Origin of the sequence: Clostridium sp. AF17-21AC (assembly GCF_003461365.1) — a bacterium.
GTDB lineage: Bacteria > Bacillota > Clostridia > Lachnospirales > Lachnospiraceae > Coprococcus > Coprococcus ammoniilyticus.
The window spans coordinates 26,723-47,779 of the sequence record NZ_QTWY01000005.1 but is presented as its reverse complement, the minus strand read 5'-3'; the positions used below and the strand labels follow the sequence as shown (position 1 = coordinate 47,779).

The window sequence follows — 21,057 nt, the reverse complement described above, 5'->3', positions numbered from 1 at the left end:
AGAGGAAATACCAGAAGATACGGAAGAAGAAGCCTCTGAAGAAGTTTCGGAGATGGAGGAAGATTTCACCCCTGCAGAAGGATTAGAAGAAGCAGAAGTAGAGGAAATACCAGAAGACACAGAAGAGGAAGCTTTTGAAATGAATGAGACAGGAGAGGATGGTGGTATTCCTGTAAAGGTGTTAAAACCAAATGGAGATACAAGTACATATGTACCAGAGTATGATGAAGAAATTTCCGCTTTAGACAAGGGAATAGAAAACGCAAAGCAACCATATCTAGATGAAGCAAAAGAGATTGCAGATGAATATAATAGGATAATTGAAGATTCAGAAATGGAAAATGAAGATAAAATATCTTCATTAGAGATGGAAAAAAATCGTTTGACATCTTTAAAAGATCAGTGGCAAGAGGAAAGTTCAGAATGGTATGAAGAAAAAGATAGACTTCAGAAAATGAAAAGTCAACAGACTATAGATGATATGCAGGAAAATGAAAGTGTTGATATATCAAGCGATGAATTAAACTCATTTTCGGACAAGATTAAGAACTTTTGGGAAGATGATACAGAAGATAATGCATATGTGTCGGATAATACGAATAAGATACATGATATTAATAATCAGGCAAAAGATATACGATCTCCTAAATCTATAGAGGGAATGGATGCGAATGAGCCCAATGTAGATGTGTTTCCGTTAGAAAAAACGAATCAAACAATAAATAATATAGAATTGGATGATGGATCTGAACAGAAAATTTTTGATCATCCGGACAGATTATTGAATGAGTTACCTTATTCACAGGGAATTAATGAGTTTGACAAGGAGGGAACGTGTGCTTTGGCAAATCTTGGAAGTTGGCTGGAAATAGGAGGTAGTCGTAATGTTGAAAATGATATTGTAAAATATGCATCGACTCATATGGATATGTATGGTAATGCTTTATGCAGCGAAAGCGGAGGCGTTTTACCAGAAAATATACCTGTGATATGGAAACAATTTGGTGTAGACGCATATTTGGACGGATCAAAAAATTTAGAGCATATAGCGGAGGCTGTTGAAAGTGGAAAGGCTGTTTCTGTTGGAGTCAATGCAGGAAAGCTTTATGAGAGTGATGATATTGAAAATATAGATCTTAATGATTGTTATGGAGATGGTGGAGCTAATCATGCTATTGGAGTTATGAGTTGTGCCAGAGATGCTATAACAGGTAATCTCACACATTTTTATATAAACGATACAGGAAGAGATTTGGCGCGTGATGCATGCAGGAAAGTAAAAGTAGTAGATTTTTTACAGGCATTTAATGTAAAGCGTGGAGTTGCAATAATATCAAAAAAACCTATATGGTAAACGGAAGCTAAGTTCACATTTATTCTGGGAGAAGAGATTATGAAAACAATTAAAGAAATTATTGAATTGGTAAATTCGTATGGTTTGCCAATACAGATTATGGATAATGAATCGTTATCAATTCCATTTGTTGCAGAAGTGAAAGGAAAATTATATTTAACTTTTTTTGTTTATTATTTGCAAGGGGCATATGGTAATACAAAACGAAAAGTTATGGTGAGGTGTGTATATTATATAAATCCGAAAAATCTAGATGATATTTTGGAGCGTAAGGTTCTGAATAATTGTGAAGATGAGCCGGATATAAATTTATTTAACAGACACAATATACCAAAAGATGTAATAAATAATACAAATAAGTATGATTTCCTTGTTGATTTGACAGATGAGATTTTAACGAATCCTGAAAACATAAAGGAAAAGATAATTTTATATGCTGATTACTTTTGTGCATGTGTAAATAATCAGTTAAAAGCGGTTTATTGGCAGTATGGAAGAACGTATTTTGAATGGCTTAATAGTTTATTATGATTGGAGGAAATAATATGTCATTATTTGGAAGAAATCCTAATGAGGAATTTTATAACGGAGGGAAAAAGCATTGGACAGATGTAATAAAGAATAGTGGACCGGGAGAATTGTTAATATGGAGACAGCCTGAAGAAGATTTTAATACAAATTCCACATTGATTGTAATGCCTGGAGAACAGGCGATTTTTATAAAAGAAGGAAATGTTGAACAAGTATTTGATAATGGAACATATAGATTGTCTACGGAAAATTATCCATTTATAAGTAGACTCAGAAATGCTTTTTCAGGAGGAATAAGCACTTTCAATTGTGTGGTTTATTTTGTAAGAAGAGCTGATAGTCAAGAGATAATATGGGGAACAGATTCACCAATACAGGTAAGGGATAAGGTTTGGGGTGTCAGAACGGAAGCTAGAGTGCGGGGAGCATATAAGGTAAGAATTGATAATCCGGCGAAATTTCTTGAAAAACTTGTTGGAAATAACATTCAATATCAGGCTCAGGATGAATTAAAGAAATATTTTATGAATGAGTTTCAGGGAAAGATAAAGTCAGCAGTATCTAGATATTTAAATTCATTAGAGCAAGAATTAATAGGAATAGATGCGTATATAGATGAGCTATCTGAGCAAATACAACCACGCATAGATGAGATTGTTCAGGAGTATGGTCTTAAATGTATAAGTTTTTCGTTAGCAGGCTTGGATGTTGATACGTCAAAGTATGATATTATAGATGAATCTCAGATTGCAGCAATAGGAAAAGCAAATCTTGCTAGAGGAGATCGATCCTATATGGACATAATGGGAGAAGACTGGGGCAGACAGCAGGCAGCTAATATTTTAGGAGATCTTGCAAGAAATCCAGGTGCAGGTGGAGTTGGAGCAATGGGTGCAGGTATGGGCATGGGTATGGCAGCAGGTAGTGTGTTTGGAAATATGGCCAATCAGATGTTTGAACCAATGCACCGACAATCACAGCAGATGAACAATGCTGTAAATCAGCCATCAATGCGAAATAGTAGGTTTTCACCAAAAAACAGTGATCTAAATGCTGATATGGATCAAGTACAAAATTCTGATGAAGATCCTGTTGCGATATTGACTAAATTGAAGAAAATGTTAGATGCAGGATTAATTGAACCATCGGAATATGATGCTAAAAAAACGGAAATATTGAAGAGAATGTGAGGTGGTTAATAATGAATAGAAGAAACATATTGCAGATTGCTTTAAAAATGATATTTGTGGTAATTTTTAATATTTCTTTTTTTGTTATTTCAGGAATTCATCATCCTGTATCAGTGTGGATTGCATATGGTTTTATCCATTTTTCCTATGTTACATTTTTATTTGCACCAAAATTGTTGGGAGAGAAGTCTAAGTTATCTGAATTGGGGTTAAGCAATGATACAATTTCATTAACATATTTTTTAATAGTTTTTATAGAATGTCTGGTTTTTATTATATTAAAAATGAAGATATATAAATTATGTTTACTGGTAAATTTATTTATTACATCAATATATTTTATCATACTGATAGTTAATGTGTTGGCGAATGAACACACGATTACTCAAAACACGACACATGAAAAAGAATTGAATTATATCAGAGAAGGATCATCAAAACTCAGAGCTTTGCTGGATATGGGACTTGATAAAGATATTTATAAACAGGTAGAATATTTGTATGATCTTATTCACTCAAGCCCTGCAAAGTCAGATATTTCTGTATATGATTATGAGCAGAAAGTTTTAGAATTGATAAATACATTAAGCATGAATATTTTGTCTGGAAATATGAAAGACATAAATGAAACCCTATTAAATATAAAAATTAATGCAAATGAGCGAAATAGAATATTAAAGACTATGAGATAAATAAAAATATTTTACATATCATAGTCAGATTATTATTTATAATTAAGGGATGTATTTAATGATTCAAGTAGCACAAAAGGACATTACAAAAATGAATTATATTGACGCAATTGTTGTTGCAGCAAATAAAAATTTGCAGACAGGAACAGGTTTATATAAAAATATTCACCGTTGTGCTGGTGAAAGGTTATTAAAAGAATGTTGTTTATTAGGAGGTTGTAAAGAAGGAGAAGCAAAAATAACAGGTGGGTATAATTTACCATGCAGGTATATTATACATACAGTTGCACCTGTGTGGATAGATGGAAACTATGGAGAAAAAGAGTTATTAGAGCGCTGTTATATTAATTCATTAAAGTTAGCGTTAAAATATGATATACATTCAATAGCGTTTTCTGCTATACCTACAGGAAGATCTACTTATCCACCGAGTATTGCAGCGGAGATAGCCATAAAAACAGTAATGGATTTTATATACAAATATCCGGAAAAAATAGATTTGATTGAGTGGGCTATATCCGGAGAACGTATTTGTAGGGCATATAGAAAAGCGTTAAAAAATGTAAATTATCTATATGATGGATATATTTAAAAGATATTGTGAAGAATATATAGAGGAATAATATACATAGTAAAGTGTTTATGTAATAAGGATACAAAGGTCGATAGCAGTAATATACAAATATCAAATGTAAAAGAAAATACATATAGAGAAAATTATAATACGATTCAAGGTGAAGAAAGTATATGTAATTTGAAAGTTTTAAGTTCTCAAAATGGAAACAACAAAAAGGTATTATCAGAGCTTGTACTGGTAATGTCTGGCTGGCGGGTCGGTGAAGCTTTAATATGGGGAATGGAACTGTTCGTTACACATATGCAAAATTAGGAAGTAATACATATACAACTAAGAAACCGAATAAGGAAGGCTCATATGTTGTAAAAGCGACAGTAGCAGAGACTGATGAGTATTATGGTGGTGTTGCAACATGTGTGTTTACTATTTCAACAAATAAGCAGGTCCCTGAAATATCAGGTATTAAATCGGCATATACGAAAAGTCTTAATTCCAAGGCTTTTAGTCTTGGAGCAAAAACAAATGGAGATGGAAAAGTTCAATACAAATCGTCTGATAAAAATGTAGTTACTGTAAATAGCAAAGGCAAAATTACAATAAAAGGTATAGGAATTGCGAAAGTAACGGTATCAGTAAAAGAAACACAAATGTATAAAGCCGTTTCCAAACAAATTACAGTTACCGTTAAGCCTAAAAAAAATGAAAATTGTTAGCAGTTCTTCTGCAGCAAAGAGTACAGTAAATATAAAATGGAAAAAGGATAGTAGCGTTGATGGTTATGAGATTTTAGTGGCTACAGATAAAAAGTTTTCAAAGAACAAAAACAAATATACAATAAAATCTAAGAATAAAGCTACTAAAAAGATAACAAATTTAAAATCCGGAAAAAAATATTATGTAAAAATCAGAAGTTATAAAATAATTAACAAGAAGAAAATATATAGTGCATATAGTAGTGCTGAGAATTTGATAGTCAAATAGAATGCTATAGCAAGTATTGGAGAGGTCATGTTTACGAAACATGGCTTCTTTTGTGATTTATGGTTATTATAAATGATCAAATATATGCGAAATATGATATAATGTTATAATAGTAGTTGTGTATATGTTATAAAATTTAATAGGGGAGGTTTAATATGAGTAAAGTTCAAATTCTTAATCTTAAAAAAGTACAAGATATTTTAAAAAATGTGCAACTTCAAGATATCGTTTTTTGGATTGGAGCTGGAGTTGATTGTGGAGGTATAACAGGATTACCTTTAGGAATGGAATTAACAAAATTTGTTCTTCAGAAATCATGTGGTGAAAAAAATGCAAAAAGAATATTAGATATATGGAAAAATAGGAGAGATAATCTAGAAAGAATATTTGGTGAAAAGAATGCAATGGCAGAAATACCAAGATTAGAAACAATAATAGAGGCCATACGTATTTACGAGAAAAATCAAATTAAAAAATTTTCATTTATAAATGGTCTAAAATCATTTTCGAGCAATATACATGGCTACAACTATCTACATTATATTTTAGCATATTGTTTACATAACGGTTCGAATATTGTTACTACAAACTATGGAGATTTTATTGTTAGGGCATATCTTGATATGTATAAAGATGGAAAGGTTCATTTAAAAAAAGAGGGGGTATATACTTATTGTACAGATCATAATAATGCAAAAATATATCATATCCATGGGATCTCTAGTGATATTTCTACTATAGGGGCAAGTTTATCGAATGTAAAAAATAAACTTCCCGATAATTTTAAGAATAAAATAGCAGAATGGTTAGAAGATAAATATATTATTTTTCTTGGATATGGAGGGGTAGATAATCTAGATGTAAATCCATTGTTATATTCATTAAAGGGTATGGGAAGAGGAAATGCTATTTATGTGAAACACAGTAGGAGTGAAGAAAATATAGAAATTAATAATAATGAGTGTAGATTAATAGGATGTTTTGATAATGGAATAGTATGTCCATGTGATACAACAAATTTTTTAGAATTTTTTTCAAATGGAAAAACATATTCTCAGAGCATAACTAAGAAACAAGATTGGAAAAAAGAATTTATGAAATTGGGAGAGGAATATAATGAAAAAATGCAATATGCATGTCTTCTTTCGATAAGTTTTTATTTAGGAATTCCATATTGTCAAATATATGATCAAAATGATTGGTATAATATGTGCAGTTCATTGAAAAATATATCTTCTTGGTATAAACATTATTTTATTTATAGAAATGCAGTTATTGATATGGATAAAAATGTTATGCGAAAGGAAGAAAAAAAATTATTAACAGAATTTGATACTGAGTTGATGAGGAGTGATATAAATGCAGCCAATGGAAGAAATGATTTGTGTATATTGAAAATAAACATTGATGAGATATATCAGAACGTTAAATATTTGCTAAAAGATGGACAGATAATACAGTGGAATATTTCAACTAATATTAATAGACTTATTATGTATATATGTCAAAGCTATATAAATATATTATCTGAAAAACAAAGAGAAAAATTTTGGAATGACAAAAGAGTTGCAATACTTAAATGTAAAATCATTTTAGAAAAAATAATTGAGGTAGGATATAATACAGTATTAGATGTAAATCAGATAAATACAGCATATAGATCATTAGCGATATGTTATGCTCTTTTAGATGAGAATGAAAAAAGTGCATTTGAAAATTTAAATACAGCAATATTTAATTATTCTGATATATCATCAATTGATGGAATAGTAGGTGGATATATTTATAAAATATATGTGTGTATTATATATTTTATAAATAAAAAAAACACAATATATTTAAAGAAGGCTTATAAAAATTTATATGCAATCAAAGAATACGTTCATTCTATTAAAATGAAAAAATATTATTCAGTTCTTCAAAAGCTTAGTAATATATTATTATCTTTTAGTTAATGAGTATGATTAGAACTAAAGAAAGTCTTTTAATTCATGATGTTATCTATGTATAAATATAAATTTTCTAAAATAAGGGGTTGATTTTTCAAATCAAAAGGAGTATATATATTGTATCAAATAAATAGACGAAATGAACAAAGGTGTTCCAAATCATTGGGACACCTTTCTTTTTTTGTTTTATCAGAAGAAAGGAAGTACAAAATTATGATGAACAAAATTTCAGCCGTATTCGGTTCCCACGTTTTCTCCGATCAGGTTATGAGAGAGCGTCTTCCAAAAGCAGTTTATAAATCCTTGAAGAACACAATCGATAAGGGCGAACCTCTTGATACATCTATTGCAGATTCTGTTGCAGCAGCAATGAAGGAATGGGCAATGGAACTTGGCGCAACACACTATACTCACTGGTTCCAGCCACTGACAGAGACAACAGCCGAGAAGCATGATTCATTCGTAAGTACAGTAGGTGATGGCGGAGTTATTCTTCAGTTCACAGGTAAAGAGCTGATCAAATCCGAGCCGGATGCTTCATCCTTCCCTTCTGGTGGACTTCGTGAGACATGTGCAGCCAGAGGATATACAGCATGGGATTGTACCTCACCGGCATTTGTAAAAACAACAGATGCAGGAACCTGTATCCTTTGTATCCCTGCAGCATTCACATCATATACAGGTGAGTCACTTGACTACAAGACACCACTTCTTCGTTCCATGGATGCGATCAGCAAGGAAGCTTTAAAGGCACTTGCATTATTTGGAAATACATCAGCAAAGAAGGTTACAGCTTCTGTTGGTCCTGAGCAGGAATACTTCCTGATCGATAAGAAGAAATTCGCCAAGAGAACAGACCTGAAGCTTTGTGGACGTACCTTATTCGGTGCGATGCCTCCAAAAGGACAGGAGCTTGACGATCAGTATTTTGCAGCGATCAAAGATAAGGTTGCATCATACATGACCGAGTTAAATGAAGAATTATGGAAATACGGTATTCTTGCTAAGACACAGCACAACGAAGTTGCACCTGCTCAGCATGAGTTAGCACCTATTTTCTCAACAACAAATATAGCAACCGATCAGAACCATCTGGTTATGGCAACTATGAAGAAGATCGCAGCAAAGCATGATTTGGAATGTGTTCTTCATGAGAAACCATTTGCAGGTGTCAATGGTTCCGGTAAACATAACAACTGGTCAATCTCAACAGATGAGGGCGAGAATCTGATCGACCCTGGTAAACATCCGGAGACAAATCTTCAGTTCCAGTTCTTCCTTGCAGCCGTTCTTGCAGCCGTTGATAACAATGCAGAGCTGTTAAGACTGTCCGCATCATCCGCAGGAAATGACCACAGACTTGGAGCAAATGAAGCACCTCCAGCAATCATTTCGGCATTCCTTGGTGAGCAGCTTGAATCCATCGTTAAGCAGATCATCGAGAAAGGGGAAGCTACAGAATCACCAAAGGGCAAGACTTATGTATCCGGTGCATCCACACTTCCTACATTTACAATGGATGCTACAGATAGAAACAGAACATCACCATTTGCATTTACAGGTAACAAATTCGAGTTCCGTATGGTAGGTTCTACACAGTCCATCGCATTCCCAATGATGGTATTAAATACGATCGTTGCAGATCAGTTAAAGAAGATGACTGACGAATTGGAAGGTGCAGAAGATTTCGAGACAGCATGTAAGGCATTGATCAGAAAGACTCTGACAGAGCATCAGAAGATCATTTTCAACGGAAATGGTTATTCAGATGAATGGATCGCAGAAGCTGAGAAACGTGGACTTCCAAATATCAAATGTATGGTAGATGCAGTTCCATATCTGGCAGCAGATAAGAGCGTTAAGATCTTTGAAGGCCTTGGCGTTATGGATAAAGCAGAGTTATCAGCCAGAGCAGAAGTTATGCTTGAGAATTATGCAAAGAAGATCAACATTGAGGCACTCACAATGATCGAGATGTCAAATGAAGAGATTATCCCGGCAGTTATGGAATATCAGGCAGAGCTTGCAAAGGGTGCTGCTGAGATCAAAGCTCTTGGTATCGAACCAAGCGTACAGGTATCACTGTTGAATACAATCTCTGATAAGCTTGCAGAGCTGAAGACAGCAACTGTAAAACTGGAAGAGCTTGTTGCAAAAGCTGCTGATTACGAAGATGATATCGAAGCATGGGCAAAATACTATCACAACGTAGTATTTGCAGCATTTGATTCTGTAAGAACACCTGCTGACGAACTGGAGAAAGAACTTCCAAAGACAGCATGGCCATTCCCTACATACGAGCAGTTATTATTCGAGCAGTAAGATCAAATACAGTAAATGTTTATTACAACCTAAAATAGTCAAAGGGCATCTCGTTTTCTATAATAGAAGGCGGGGTGCTTTTTTACTTTGAGCCATTGTCGTATGGAATCACTGTACGGATATCATAAAAGCTATGGTCGAAACCCCGTTTTTCTGGTATTATAAAAAGATGTGATGTGTAATATTGATCAAATATAAAAGAATCAGGAGTTTGATTTGAAGAACTTATATATAGCAGAAAAACCAAGTGTTGCAAGGCAGTTTGCAGATGTGCTTGGTGTAAAAGGAAATGCCGGGGCAGGTTATCTGGAATCGGAAGATTCTGTTGTGACCTGGTGTGTGGGGCACCTGATTACGATGAGTTATCCGGATGCCTATGACGAGAAATTAAGAAAATGGGATCTGGCTACGATTCCTTTTATCCCGACAGAATTCAAATATGAAGTGATACCGGATGTCAGCAAGCAGTTCAAGATCGTAGCAGGGCTGTTGAACCGGGATGATGTAGGCTGTATCTATGTCTGCACCGACTCAGGACGTGAGGGAGAATACATCTACCGTCTGGTGGATCAGATGGCAAAGGTTGGAAATAAAGAGAAGCGGAGAGTCTGGATCGATTCCCAGACAGAGGAAGAGATCTTGCGTGGAATCCGGGAAGCCAAGCCGCTTTCAGAGTACGATTCACTCAGCGATGCCGCATATCTTCGTGCAAAAGAAGATTATCTGATGGGTATTAATTTCTCCAGAGCTTTATCGTTAAAATACAGCTATGTGATAAGAAATTATCTGAAACTGGATAAATGCGTGATTGCGGTTGGACGTGTTATGACTTGTGTTCTTGGCATTATCGTGAAGCGGGAGCGGGAGATTCGTGAATTTGTAAAGACACCATTTTACCGTGTTGTTGGTATGGTGAATGTTGCAGGGCAGACATTTGAGGCAGAATGGAAAGCGGTAAAGGATACACCGTATTTTAATTCACCGCTTCTGTATAAAGAAAATGGCTTCAAGCAGAAGAAGGATGCAGAAGATCTGGTAAGAAAGCTGTCGGCAAATGGGATGGAAGCCACGCTTGTTGCAAGTGAGAAGAAGAAAGAAAAGAAGGCTCCGCCAATGCTTTATAACCTTGCCGAGCTTCAGAATGACTGTTCTTCACTTTTTAAGATCAGTCCGTCCGACACCTTAAAGATCGTGCAGGAGTTATACGAGAAGAAGCTGGTGACATATCCGAGAACGGATGCCAGAGTGTTGTCAACGGCTGTGGCAAAGGAAATTTATAAGAATATATCCGGCCTGAAACGATATACACCGATGGCTGCCTATGCCGATGAGGTTCTGAACGTGGGAAGCTATAAGACGATCGCAAAGACCAAGTATGTAAATGACAAACAGATCACAGACCATTATGCGATCATTCCAACCGGACAGGGTATGGGTGCGTTAAGGGGATTGTCGGAGATCGCGGCAAATGTGTATGAGATCATTTGCAGACGATTCTTAAGCATCTTTTATCCGGCAGCAGAATATCAGAAGCTTGCAATGACACTGGCAAAGCAGGATGAATTCTTATTTGCCAATTTTAAATATATGTTAAAAGAAGGTTACCTGAAGGTTGCCACGAACCGCTTTGCAAGGAAAAAGGATGATACCAAATACAGCCCGGAATTCATCGAGACGATCGGACATTTGAAAAAGGGAGATATCCTTTCACTTGACAAATTCGAGATCAAAGAGGGTGAGACGTCACCTCCGAAACGCTACAATTCCGGTACGCTTATCCTGACGATGGAAAATGCCGGACAGTTTATCGAGGACGAGGAGCTTCGTGAGCAGATCAAGGGCGCAGGTATCGGAACCAGTGCGACCAGAGATGGAATTATCACCAAGCTTGTAAATAACAAATACATTGCTCTGAATAAGAAAACGCAGATTGTAACACCGACATTTCTCGGCGAGATTATTTATGATGTTGTTTATTATTCGATTAATGGGCTGCTTCGGGCGGATCTGACAGCAAGCTGGGAAAAAGGCTTGTGTGGTGTCGCTGATGGTTCGATCACGAAAGAAGAATATACAGACAAGATGAACACCTTTGTGATCAAATATACAAATCTGGTAAAGGGAATCAGCAATCAGAACCAGATTACAACAGTATTTGACAGAACAAGGGTATATTATAAAAAATAACCTTGAATATAGTTGCTTATTAAATAAAAAAATATCCTTTGTGGATAAATGATTGCTTTTTGGATAAAAATTGTCCTTTGCGGATAAATGATTGTTTTCTATTAAATTCTGAAAAAGATAGTGAGGTATAAGAAAATGAATAATGAAACAGTAAAACAGGTAACGATCAAAGAATTATATGATCTGACAGAAACAGCAGCAAAGCCATTGCTTGAAAGCGTTACATATCCGTGGGAAGCGCTTCCGAAGATCAAGGACTTTATCATTGAACTTGGAAACAGCTTAGATCCGGAAGAGTATGAGAAACGTGGTGAAAATATCTGGATTCATAAATCAGCAACCGTATTTGATTCTGCTTATATCGCAGGCCCATGTATTATTGGAAAAGATACAGAAGTCAGACAGTGTGCATTTATTCGTGGAAGTGCTTTAGTGGGAGATAACTGCGTTGTTGGTAACTCCACAGAGTTAAAGAATGTCATTATCTTTAATAATGTGCAGGTTCCACATTATAACTATGTAGGTGATTCGATCCTTGGCTTCCATTCTCATATGGGAGCAGGTAGCATTACCTCTAATGTCAAGTCAGACAAAACACTGGTGCATGTCAAAGGCGCGGACTTCGATATTGCAACCGGTATGAAGAAATTTGGCGCAATGCTCGGCGATTATGTAGAGGTCGGTTGTAACAGCGTTTTAAATCCGGGAACCGTGATCGGCTCACATTCAAACATCTACCCATTGTCCCGTGTCAGAGGCTATGTGCCATCAAACAGCATCTACAAAGACCGGAACGACATCGTAACCAAGCATTAGACGCTAGCCTTTACGTTATGGTATAAGGACGAGAATGTGATGTAGATATCTTTTATTTTTCGGGCGTTTTCACTCTATTCTCACGTAGCGGTTCTAAACTCATCGCTTATGCGATTCGTTAAGTACCGACGTGAGAAAAGGCCGTCAAATAAAAATATCTACACACATTCTCTGTCTTTGATATCAAAGCTGCGTACCGGCCACACCTACCATCCTTCTGTATTGTGGTAAGCATACAAAGAAATATTTGACTATGCGATTTATGATTGAAAGGCAGCGCAGACAAGGCTGGGAAGAATACTGGCTCAGCGCACAAAAATCTGACGTACAGGAATGTTACATAACGCATCTTGGTATAGAAACACAAATCACCTGAGTAGAATGTCCTTATGTAGCAGACTACTTAGGTGATTGTACAGTAACAATAGCCAAGGCTGGAAACGGTGTTATGTCAATAAACAGATATATGCCGGACAACTGATATTGTGCAGCAAACCTGTCCACTTCTGTGTAACTTCGAACTAACCTCGGTAAGCCTCGCTAAGGTCTCAGTTACTCGCGTCGGTACTTAGGCTGCGTCTTTTGCAGCCTTATGTACCGCTACATCGAGGATAGAGTGGAAACGTTTTGCGTAACAATAGTCAGTTGACCGGCATATACCGTACGGTGGCATCATTGAGCCACAGCCTTGGCGAGTGCCTCTTTGATAGCGTTGATCAGCAGCATCGAGGTATACTTGGTATCGCCGGAAACAGTGAGGTCGTCAATCGATGACACATACTGCAGGTCAGTGTTGATCGCCTCTAAAGAAGACGACAGGAGCGGATACATGGTGGTGACACTTTCGTCCAGATTGGAGAGCACAACATCCTGGATAGAATGATCATCAACCGTAACCATAACAGACAGAGTAGATTCGCCGAGCGTGATAGTTGAATCATATGTACCGGGGTTATAAGAAGGCTCCGTTGTTTCAGAAGCGGTATTCGAAGAAGCAGTTTCTGAAACGGTGGCAGGTTTTTTGAACATGATCGTCAGTATGATGATAAACAGGGCGACAAGTCCGAGAAAAATAACCGTGTATATGATTTCTTTAGATTTTAAAACGATAAGCTTTGTGGATGCCATATAAATATTCCCCTCATTTATTATTACTATATTGTATTCACAGAGAAAATAAAATATAACCAAAGAACAGATGGTTAGTAAAACAATATTGAAGTAAATATGGCTTAGCAAAGAGAAAGCCAGAAAAAGAGTATTGCTTGACAGATGAGTGAAAGGAGACCGTTATGTCAGTTCGATTCTTACTTGGAGCATCCGGCTCAGGGAAATCCAGACAGATTTACAATGAAATCATTCAGGCATCGATAAAAGAACCGGAGCGGAACTTTTATCTGATCGTGCCGGAACAGTATACGATGGAAGCACAGAGAGAACTGGTTACCATGCATCCGGCCGGAGGCATGATGAATATTGATGCGATCGGCATGAACCGGCTGGCATATCGTGTATTTGATGAACTGGGGATCAGCACCGGACAGGTGCTGGAAGACTTTGGAAAAAGTATGCTGATCAAGAAGATCTTATGTGAACAGCAGGACACCTTACAGGTATATGGAAGCTATTACGACAAGCTTGGATTTGTAGATGAGATGAAATCCATGATGTCGGAGATCTTCCAGTATAATATCAAGCAGGATACGATCGATGAGATCATGGAGCAGATTCCGGAGGACAGCGTTGTTGCAGGTAAAATGCAGGATATCAGACACATTTACGAAGAATTTGAAGCATTTGCAGGTGAACGCTATATTGTGGCAGAACAGTTGGTGGAACTGTTGACCAGACATGTTGGCCAGTCTAAACTTGTGTGTGGCAGTTCGCTGTATTTTGATGGGTTTACTGGATTTACGCCGGTACAGCTTGAACTTGTTGAGAAGTTGATGACCTGTGCGGATGATCTGACCTTTTCCTTTACATTAGATGACAGAGATCAGAAGTATGAGCATATAAAAGACTACGAATTATTCTATCTGACAAAGACTACGATAAAGAAATTAACAGAAGCGGCAGCAGCCGCTGGTGTGGAGATTGAGTCTCCGGTCGTTCTGCCTGGAACAATCAACTATCGTCTTGGGGAGAACCGGGAACTGTTTTTCCTGGAGCGGAATTTGTTCCGTAGTCCGTATCAGAAATGGAAGCAGCCATTGGAGCGGATCCATCTGACAGCGACAGGAGATGCGCAGGACGAGATCGTATTTGTCGCATCTACGATAAGGAGGCTCGTACGGGAGGAAGGATACCGTTATAAGGATATCGCGATCGTAGCGGGAGATCTGGAACAGGCATCCCACATCTATGAACGGGTGATGGATGAATATGAGATCCCTGTATTTATCGATGCAAATGCCTGTCTGAAAGCAAATCCATGTGCGGAAACGATCCGAAGTGTACTGGCGGTTCTGGCAGATGATTTCTCCTATGACAGTGTGTTCCGGTTCTTAAAAGCGGGTATGACAGATCTGACCTTTGAGGATATAGAGCTTCTGGAAAATTATGCATTAAAGCGTGGTGTCCGTGGCTACAGCAGATGGAACCGGGCAGTATCTGAAAACTATGAGAAGACCTCTCCGGTAAATGTAGAAGAGATCCGTCAGGCATTTATGAAGATGTTGGGGGATATCCGTAAGGCCTTTGCAGATAAAAAGGCAGTCACAAAAGATTATGTGGAAGCCCTTTATGACTTTCTGCTTCAGATCCATATGTATGAGAAGTTAGAAGCCAGAAAGAATGAATTATATGAAGAAAACCGGATCAATGAAGGAGATGCTTATGGTCAGATCTTTGAGAAAACGGTCCGGTTATTTGATAAGATTGCGGAACTCTTAGGCGATACGAAGATGAGCGTGAAAGAGTTCTATGAGATCGTGGATACCGGACTTTCAGATATTGAAGTCGGTGTTGTACCGCCTACGGTTGACCGGGTGTTGATCGGAGATATCACAAGGTCAAGATTAAATCACATAAAGGTGTTATTCTTTACATCGGTCAATGATGGAATCGTGCCAAAAGCACCGAAAAAGGGAAGAATCCTAAGTGACAGAGACCGGGATATTTTGTCAGGCTGCGGCCTGGAGCTTGCTCCATCCGACAAACAGAACAGCTATATCGAGCAGTTTTATATCTATACGATATTGACGAAACCATCCGATCATCTGTATATATCGTATCATAAATTAAGCGCATCACTTGAAAGCATGCGTCCGTCTTATCTGCTTGGAAGGATCAGCAGTATTTTTCCATCCCTTCAGGCAGAGGAGTATGATGCTGCTTCCTGTATGCCGGATACCGTCAACCGTTCATTAAGACGGATACTCCGGACAGAGGAAGATGATAGCGAAGATGCAGAGAGCCGGATTCTGACAAGAATTTTGACGGAAAAAGGATTGGCCAGAGAATTGACAGCCATTTATAAAGGCAGAACATACAGAAACGTGGCAGAACAGCTGCCACCGGAGACGATCGCCCTGTTATATGGCAGATATCTGCATGCATCAGTATCGAAGCTTGAATTATATGCCAGATGCGGATTTGCATATTTCTTAAAATATGGTCTGCGTTTAAAAGAGCGGGAAATGTATCAGGTCGATGTCAGAAATGTCGGAGTTATCCTTCACAGTGTAATGGAAGGACTGTTTAAGCAGGTAAGAGACACCAGAAATAATGACTGGGAGAATTTTCCGGAAGATGAGAGAATGCTGATGGTCACGGAGCTTGTAAATCGTGCAGCAGAGGAATCGGCAGGAGATTTCTTTGAAGATAATGCAAGAAATGCCTACATGCTTCAGATGATCGAACGTATGGCACAGACATCCGCTGGTATGTTACAGAAGCATATAAGACTTGGCAGCATGAAGCCTGGAATGCTGGAAAAGACCTTTGATTCCGCAAAGGATGAAGTCGGTTCTTATCTGTTTGAGCTTCCAAATCAGATCCGGATGAGCATCAATGGTAAGATTGACCGTGTGGATGTGGAAGAAGAGGATGGAACGGTTTATATCAAGGTGATCGACTACAAATCATCCACCAGAAAACTCAGTCTGGAGGAAGTCCTGAATGGAGAACAGCTTCAGCTTGTGACCTATTCTGCGATCGCATATGAGATTGAAAAAATGATCTATCCCGATAAGAATATTCAGATCGCCGGTTTATTATATTACAGCTTTGATGATCCGGTGATCGAGATTGAATCTTCGGAGATTGATACCGATACAGAGCAGCCGGAATTCTCGGATCAGGAGAAATTAGACGCTGAGAGAATGGAGAAAATGAAGCTGCAGGGATTTGTCAATGAATCACCTGCCGTGATACAGAAGATGGATCATACCTGCAATCAGTCACTTCCGGTAAAACTTGATAAAAATGGTGACATCAAGAAAAGTGAGAATGTGGTATCGGCAGACCAGATCCGGACGATCATGGAATTGACGAGAGAGAATATAGAAGAACTTGGAAGTCAGATCGCAGAGGGAAAGATCGCGATCGAGCCATATAAGAATAAGAGCAATACAGGCTGTGATTATTGTGAGTTTAAGAATATCTGTCATTTTGATGTCAAGAATGGCGGAAATCAATATCGCAGACCGGATAACGAGAAGCTTAAGCGGTACAGGGAGGAGTAGCAGAGATGGGTATTTCATGGACAGATGAACAGAAATCAGTCATTAATTCCAGACATGGTAATCTTCTGGTATCTGCTGCGGCAGGCTCCGGTAAGACGGCTGTCCTTGTAGAACGGATTCTTGAGATGGTCATGGGAGTTGATGCAGATGGCAATAAGGCAGAGAAGAAAATCGATATTGATGAGGTTCTGGTTGTAACATTTACCAGAGCTGCGGCAGCCCAGATGAAAGAGAAGATTGCGGATAAGCTTGAGCAGGCAGCCGAAGATCATCCGGAGGATGAGCATATCGTTAAGCAGTTATCCCTGCTGCCACGGGCAGATATTATGACGATCGACAGTTTCTGCCTTGGAATCGTAAAAGACTATTTTCAGATGATCGGGATCGATTCCTCTTTTGATATAGCAGATAATGCAGAGATGGATCTGATCAAGAATGATATATTGGATGAAGTATTAGAACAGAAATATCAGGAAGCATCCGATGAATTTATCGGACTGGTAGACAGCTTTGCGAGAAAAGAATCGGATGAGAAGATCCGGGAGCTGGTCTATCAGATCTACCGGGTCGCTTCCGGTTATCCGAAGCCGGAACGTTGGATAAATGAAGCAGAAGCGGCACTTGAAGTATCAACAAAGGAAGAATTATATACCTTAAAATGGTATCGGGATTATATGCAGATCGTAGCAGACACGCTTGATTCAGCGATCGGTCAGGCAGAACAGTGCTTAGAGATTGCAGACGAAGCAGATGGCCCTGCAGGTTATGATCCTATTATACGTTCAGATCTGGAATTACTGCGGAATCTGAGACAGGCCGAGGATATGGATGAGGCATATAAACGGGTTTCCAAATTTTCCAATCTGAAGCGTATCGCAGCCTGTGATCCGGAGAAACAGCAGTATGTAAAGACGACTATGCAGACCTATCGTGGAAGTGTAAAGGACATGATGGCATTGTTTCGTCCGACAGATGTCATACTTGCAGAATGTGCGATGATGAAGGGACCATTGTCAGCGTTATTATCCCTGACACGTTCCTATATGGATCGGTTAAAGGAAGAGAAGCTCGACAGGAATCTGTATGAATTCCGGGACATTTCAGAATTTGCCTATGACATCCTGTGTGCAGGAACGGATGAGAATGGCTGTGTGATTCCATCGGAAGCAGGAAAGACGGTTGCCAGACGGTATCGTGAGATCCTGATCGATGAATATCAGGACAGCAACTTTTTACAGGAGGATATCTTAAATTGTGTGACAGGTCACGGAGAAGATCGGAAGAATATGTTTATGGTGGGGGATATCAAGCAGAGTATCTACCGTTTTCGTATGGCAAGACCGGATCTGTTCCTGAATAAATATAATACATATTCTGACCGGGAAGATGCAGAAGATCAGAAGATCCTGCTTTCGAATAATTTCCGAAGTGCAGGAAAGGTGATTGATACGATCAACCAGATCTTTGAACCGTTGATGTCAGAGAATCTGGGCGGGATCGATTATGATGAATCGGCAAAGCTGCATATCGGAAGACAGGACAAGAATAATATGGGGTATGGATCCGAGATCCTGATCGTAAGGAATGATTGCGCAGATCCGGAGAAATCCCAGCCGGAAGAGATACGGTCGTTAACAAATGTGGATATAGAGGCACGGATGATCGCAGATGAGATCTATGAGTTAGTGAAGGGTGATAAACCACTTTATATTCCGGATGGAGATAACGGAGAGACCAGAAGGGTTTCTTACCGGGATATTGCGGTATTGATGCGAAGTGTGAAGAAGAATGCGAAAGCCTTTGAGGAAGCATTTGCGGAGCGTGGGATTCCATTATTTGTAGAGAGCGAGAGTGGATATTTTGATGCGATCGAGATCAGTACCCTGCTTGATATGCTGGCGGTAATCGATAATTCCCATCAGGATTATGCACTTGCAGCAGTCCTTCGTTCACCGCTTGCAGGTGTAAAGGAACAGGAGCTTGCAGAGATTGTAGGTATCTATGACCGGGACTTCAAGGATCATGAGAAGAATCTGGTGCGGACGGCGAGTTTTTATCAGAAGGTCTGTTATTATGCAGAAAAGCCGGACTCAGAAGCTTCAGAGGAGCTTCGACAGTTTCTTCGTATGCTGGATAGCTGGAAGGCAGATAAAAACTATATGAGTATCAGTGAACTGCTTCATTCGATATTGGAGCAGACAGGATATTATTGGTTTGTTGGCGCGATGCAGTCGGGAAAACGAAGACAGGCAAATATCGATATGCTGATCCAGAAAGCGGATACCTATGAGGACAGCAGTTTTCGTGGATTGTTTAATTTCCTGCGTTACATGGACCGGCTGAAGACGAATGATCTGGATTTTGCAGAAGCGTCGGTGCTTGGAGATGATGACGATTCTGTTGTGATGATGACGATGCATAAGAGCAAGGGACTGGAATTTCCGGTTGTATTTGTCAGTGGACTGGCAAATCGTTTTTCGAATCTGGATGCCTTATCTCCGGTGACGGTAAATGCAGACAGCTATCTGGCAGGTTATGCGATTGACCGGAAGAACCGTGCGAAGAAGAAAACATTTGCAAGAGCGGCTATGCTCAGTGTCATGAATGCAGAGAAGCTGGCGGAGGAGATCCGTATCTTATATGTTGCCCTGTCAAGAGCAAAAGAAAAGTTATATATGACAGCGGCGGTAAAAGGCCCCGGAGCGGAAAAGGCAGTCTTTGATTATCCGCTGCAGACTGATTTTCTTATTGAAGCGTCCGGACAGATGCGGATGGAGCTTCCATATATCACCAGAATGGAAGCCGGCTGTTTTATGGACTGGATCTTATCGGCGTTATCTATGCATATCGTATCAGAAGATATTGTATGCAGAAAGGATACTTATGCAACCTGGGTACTTGCAAAGACCGGCTATCAGAATCAGATACCTGCCGGGACAAATATAGATATGTCAGAAAAAAAAGCTGTACAGACAGAGGATGAACTGCAGTTATATGAAAAGTATAAGGAACTTTTAGATTATACCTACCCATATAAAACAGAGCAGGCAGTAAAAAATAAGATGTCCGTTACAGAGATCAAACGACTTGCACACCGCGGAGAGGAGAATCCGGGATCTGACCTGTATCAGCCGCCTGTGACAGAAGCAGAGCTTACAATACCGGTGCTTCATTCCCGCATGAAGGAGGAGCCTGTAAAAGGAAATGAGATGGGTACTGTGATCCATAAGATCATGGAGCTTATTGATTTTACAAGAAACAGCATGGATGAGATCAGAGAGCAGATCCGGTCATTTTTTGATCATGGATATCTGGAAGAACGGTACAGAGAGCATGTTCGTGCAGATAAGATTTATAACATGGTCAACAGCCCACTCGGAATCCGTATGGCAGAAGCACAGAAGAACCATACCTTATACCGGGAGCAGCAGTTTTATATCGGCATGAAGCCGGAAGATATATCACCGGAGTATAAAGGCAGCAAGGATATGGTCGTAGTTCAGGGAGTGATCGATGCCTATTTTCTGGAAGGAGATCAGGTGGTTTTAATGGACTACAAGACAGACCGGGTGGATCAGATATCGGATCTGGTCAGCCGTTATCATGTACAGCTTGATATGTATGCAAAGACGATACATCAGCTTACCGGAAGAATGGTAACAGAGAAGATCATCTATGCCTTTCATTTTGATGACAGTATCAACTTATAAACAGTAAAATGTCCGCGGACAATCATATAAAGAAGATGGCAGCCTGTTACTATGCAGAGTATT

The 21,057-nt window shown here is 38.7% G+C and carries 14 protein-coding genes; 13 read left to right on the top strand and 1 reads right to left on the bottom strand.

The features are described from left to right. From DWW85_RS12780 to DWW85_RS08770, 11 genes are all read left to right on the top strand, one after another. The coding region (locus DWW85_RS12780; RefSeq protein ID WP_207660244.1) for a hypothetical protein at positions 1-1,354 on the top strand (1,354 nt) is incomplete at its 5' end. 39 nt (positions 1,355-1,393) lie between these two features. Next, complete coding sequence (locus DWW85_RS08815; protein WP_117808383.1) at positions 1,394-1,885, top strand: hypothetical protein; 492 nt, start codon at positions 1,394-1,396, stop codon at positions 1,883-1,885. Between the two features lie 14 nt (positions 1,886-1,899). Further along, the gene (locus tag DWW85_RS08810) at positions 1,900-3,075 is read left to right on the top strand and encodes an SPFH domain-containing protein (RefSeq protein ID WP_181983933.1); all 1,176 of its coding nucleotides are present in this window, start codon (positions 1,900-1,902) and stop codon (positions 3,073-3,075) included. 11 nt (positions 3,076-3,086) lie between these two features. Further along, positions 3,087-3,767, top strand: coding sequence for a hypothetical protein (locus tag DWW85_RS08805; protein WP_117808381.1), 681 nt, complete (start codon positions 3,087-3,089; stop codon positions 3,765-3,767). 58 nt (positions 3,768-3,825) lie between these two features. Further along, the gene (locus tag DWW85_RS08800) at positions 3,826-4,359 is read left to right on the top strand and encodes a macro domain-containing protein (RefSeq protein WP_242996130.1); all 534 of its coding nucleotides are present in this window, start codon (positions 3,826-3,828) and stop codon (positions 4,357-4,359) included. A 257-nt stretch (positions 4,360-4,616) separates the two neighbouring features. Beyond that, on the top strand, positions 4,617-5,057 hold the full coding sequence (locus DWW85_RS08795; protein WP_117808379.1) for a hypothetical protein: 441 nt from the start codon (positions 4,617-4,619) through the stop codon (positions 5,055-5,057). Then, on the top strand, positions 5,044-5,325 hold the full coding sequence (locus tag DWW85_RS08790; RefSeq protein WP_117808378.1) for a fibronectin type III domain-containing protein: 282 nt from the start codon (positions 5,044-5,046) through the stop codon (positions 5,323-5,325). The genes DWW85_RS08795 and DWW85_RS08790 overlap by 14 nt, the downstream gene beginning before the upstream one ends. 155 nt (positions 5,326-5,480) lie before the next feature. Next, the gene (locus DWW85_RS08785) at positions 5,481-7,280 is read left to right on the top strand and encodes an SIR2 family protein (RefSeq protein WP_117808377.1); all 1,800 of its coding nucleotides are present in this window, start codon (positions 5,481-5,483) and stop codon (positions 7,278-7,280) included. 207 nt (positions 7,281-7,487) lie between these two features. Next, the gene (locus DWW85_RS08780) at positions 7,488-9,596 is read left to right on the top strand and encodes a glutamine synthetase III (protein ID WP_008403090.1); all 2,109 of its coding nucleotides are present in this window, start codon (positions 7,488-7,490) and stop codon (positions 9,594-9,596) included. Positions 9,597-9,812: 216 nt separating this feature from the next. Beyond that, a complete protein-coding gene (locus DWW85_RS08775) occupies positions 9,813-11,783 on the top strand; it encodes a DNA topoisomerase (RefSeq protein ID WP_117808376.1) in 1,971 nt (656 codons plus the stop codon). A gap of 135 nt (positions 11,784-11,918) precedes the next feature. Next, entirely contained in the window at positions 11,919-12,599 is a 681-nt protein-coding gene (locus DWW85_RS08770; protein ID WP_008403088.1) for a UDP-N-acetylglucosamine pyrophosphorylase, read from the top strand. A 672-nt stretch (positions 12,600-13,271) separates the two neighbouring features. On the opposite strand, the gene DWW85_RS08765 is transcribed toward DWW85_RS08770, so the two are convergent. After that, positions 13,272-13,727 carry a hypothetical protein gene (locus tag DWW85_RS08765; RefSeq protein WP_117808375.1) on the bottom strand — a complete coding sequence of 152 codons (456 nt, stop codon included), beginning with the start codon at positions 13,725-13,727 and terminating at the stop codon, positions 13,272-13,274. A gap of 164 nt (positions 13,728-13,891) precedes the next feature. Here DWW85_RS08765 and DWW85_RS08760 point away from each other — a divergent pair, with 164 nt between their 5' ends. Beyond that, positions 13,892-17,284, top strand: coding sequence for a PD-(D/E)XK nuclease family protein (locus tag DWW85_RS08760; RefSeq protein WP_117808374.1), 3,393 nt, complete (start codon positions 13,892-13,894; stop codon positions 17,282-17,284). Between the two features lie 5 nt (positions 17,285-17,289). Continuing rightward, positions 17,290-20,994, top strand: a complete 3,705-nt coding sequence (gene addA, locus DWW85_RS08755) for a helicase-exonuclease AddAB subunit AddA (RefSeq protein ID WP_117808373.1) — start codon at positions 17,290-17,292, stop codon at positions 20,992-20,994. Positions 20,995-21,057: the final 63 nt, after the last annotated feature.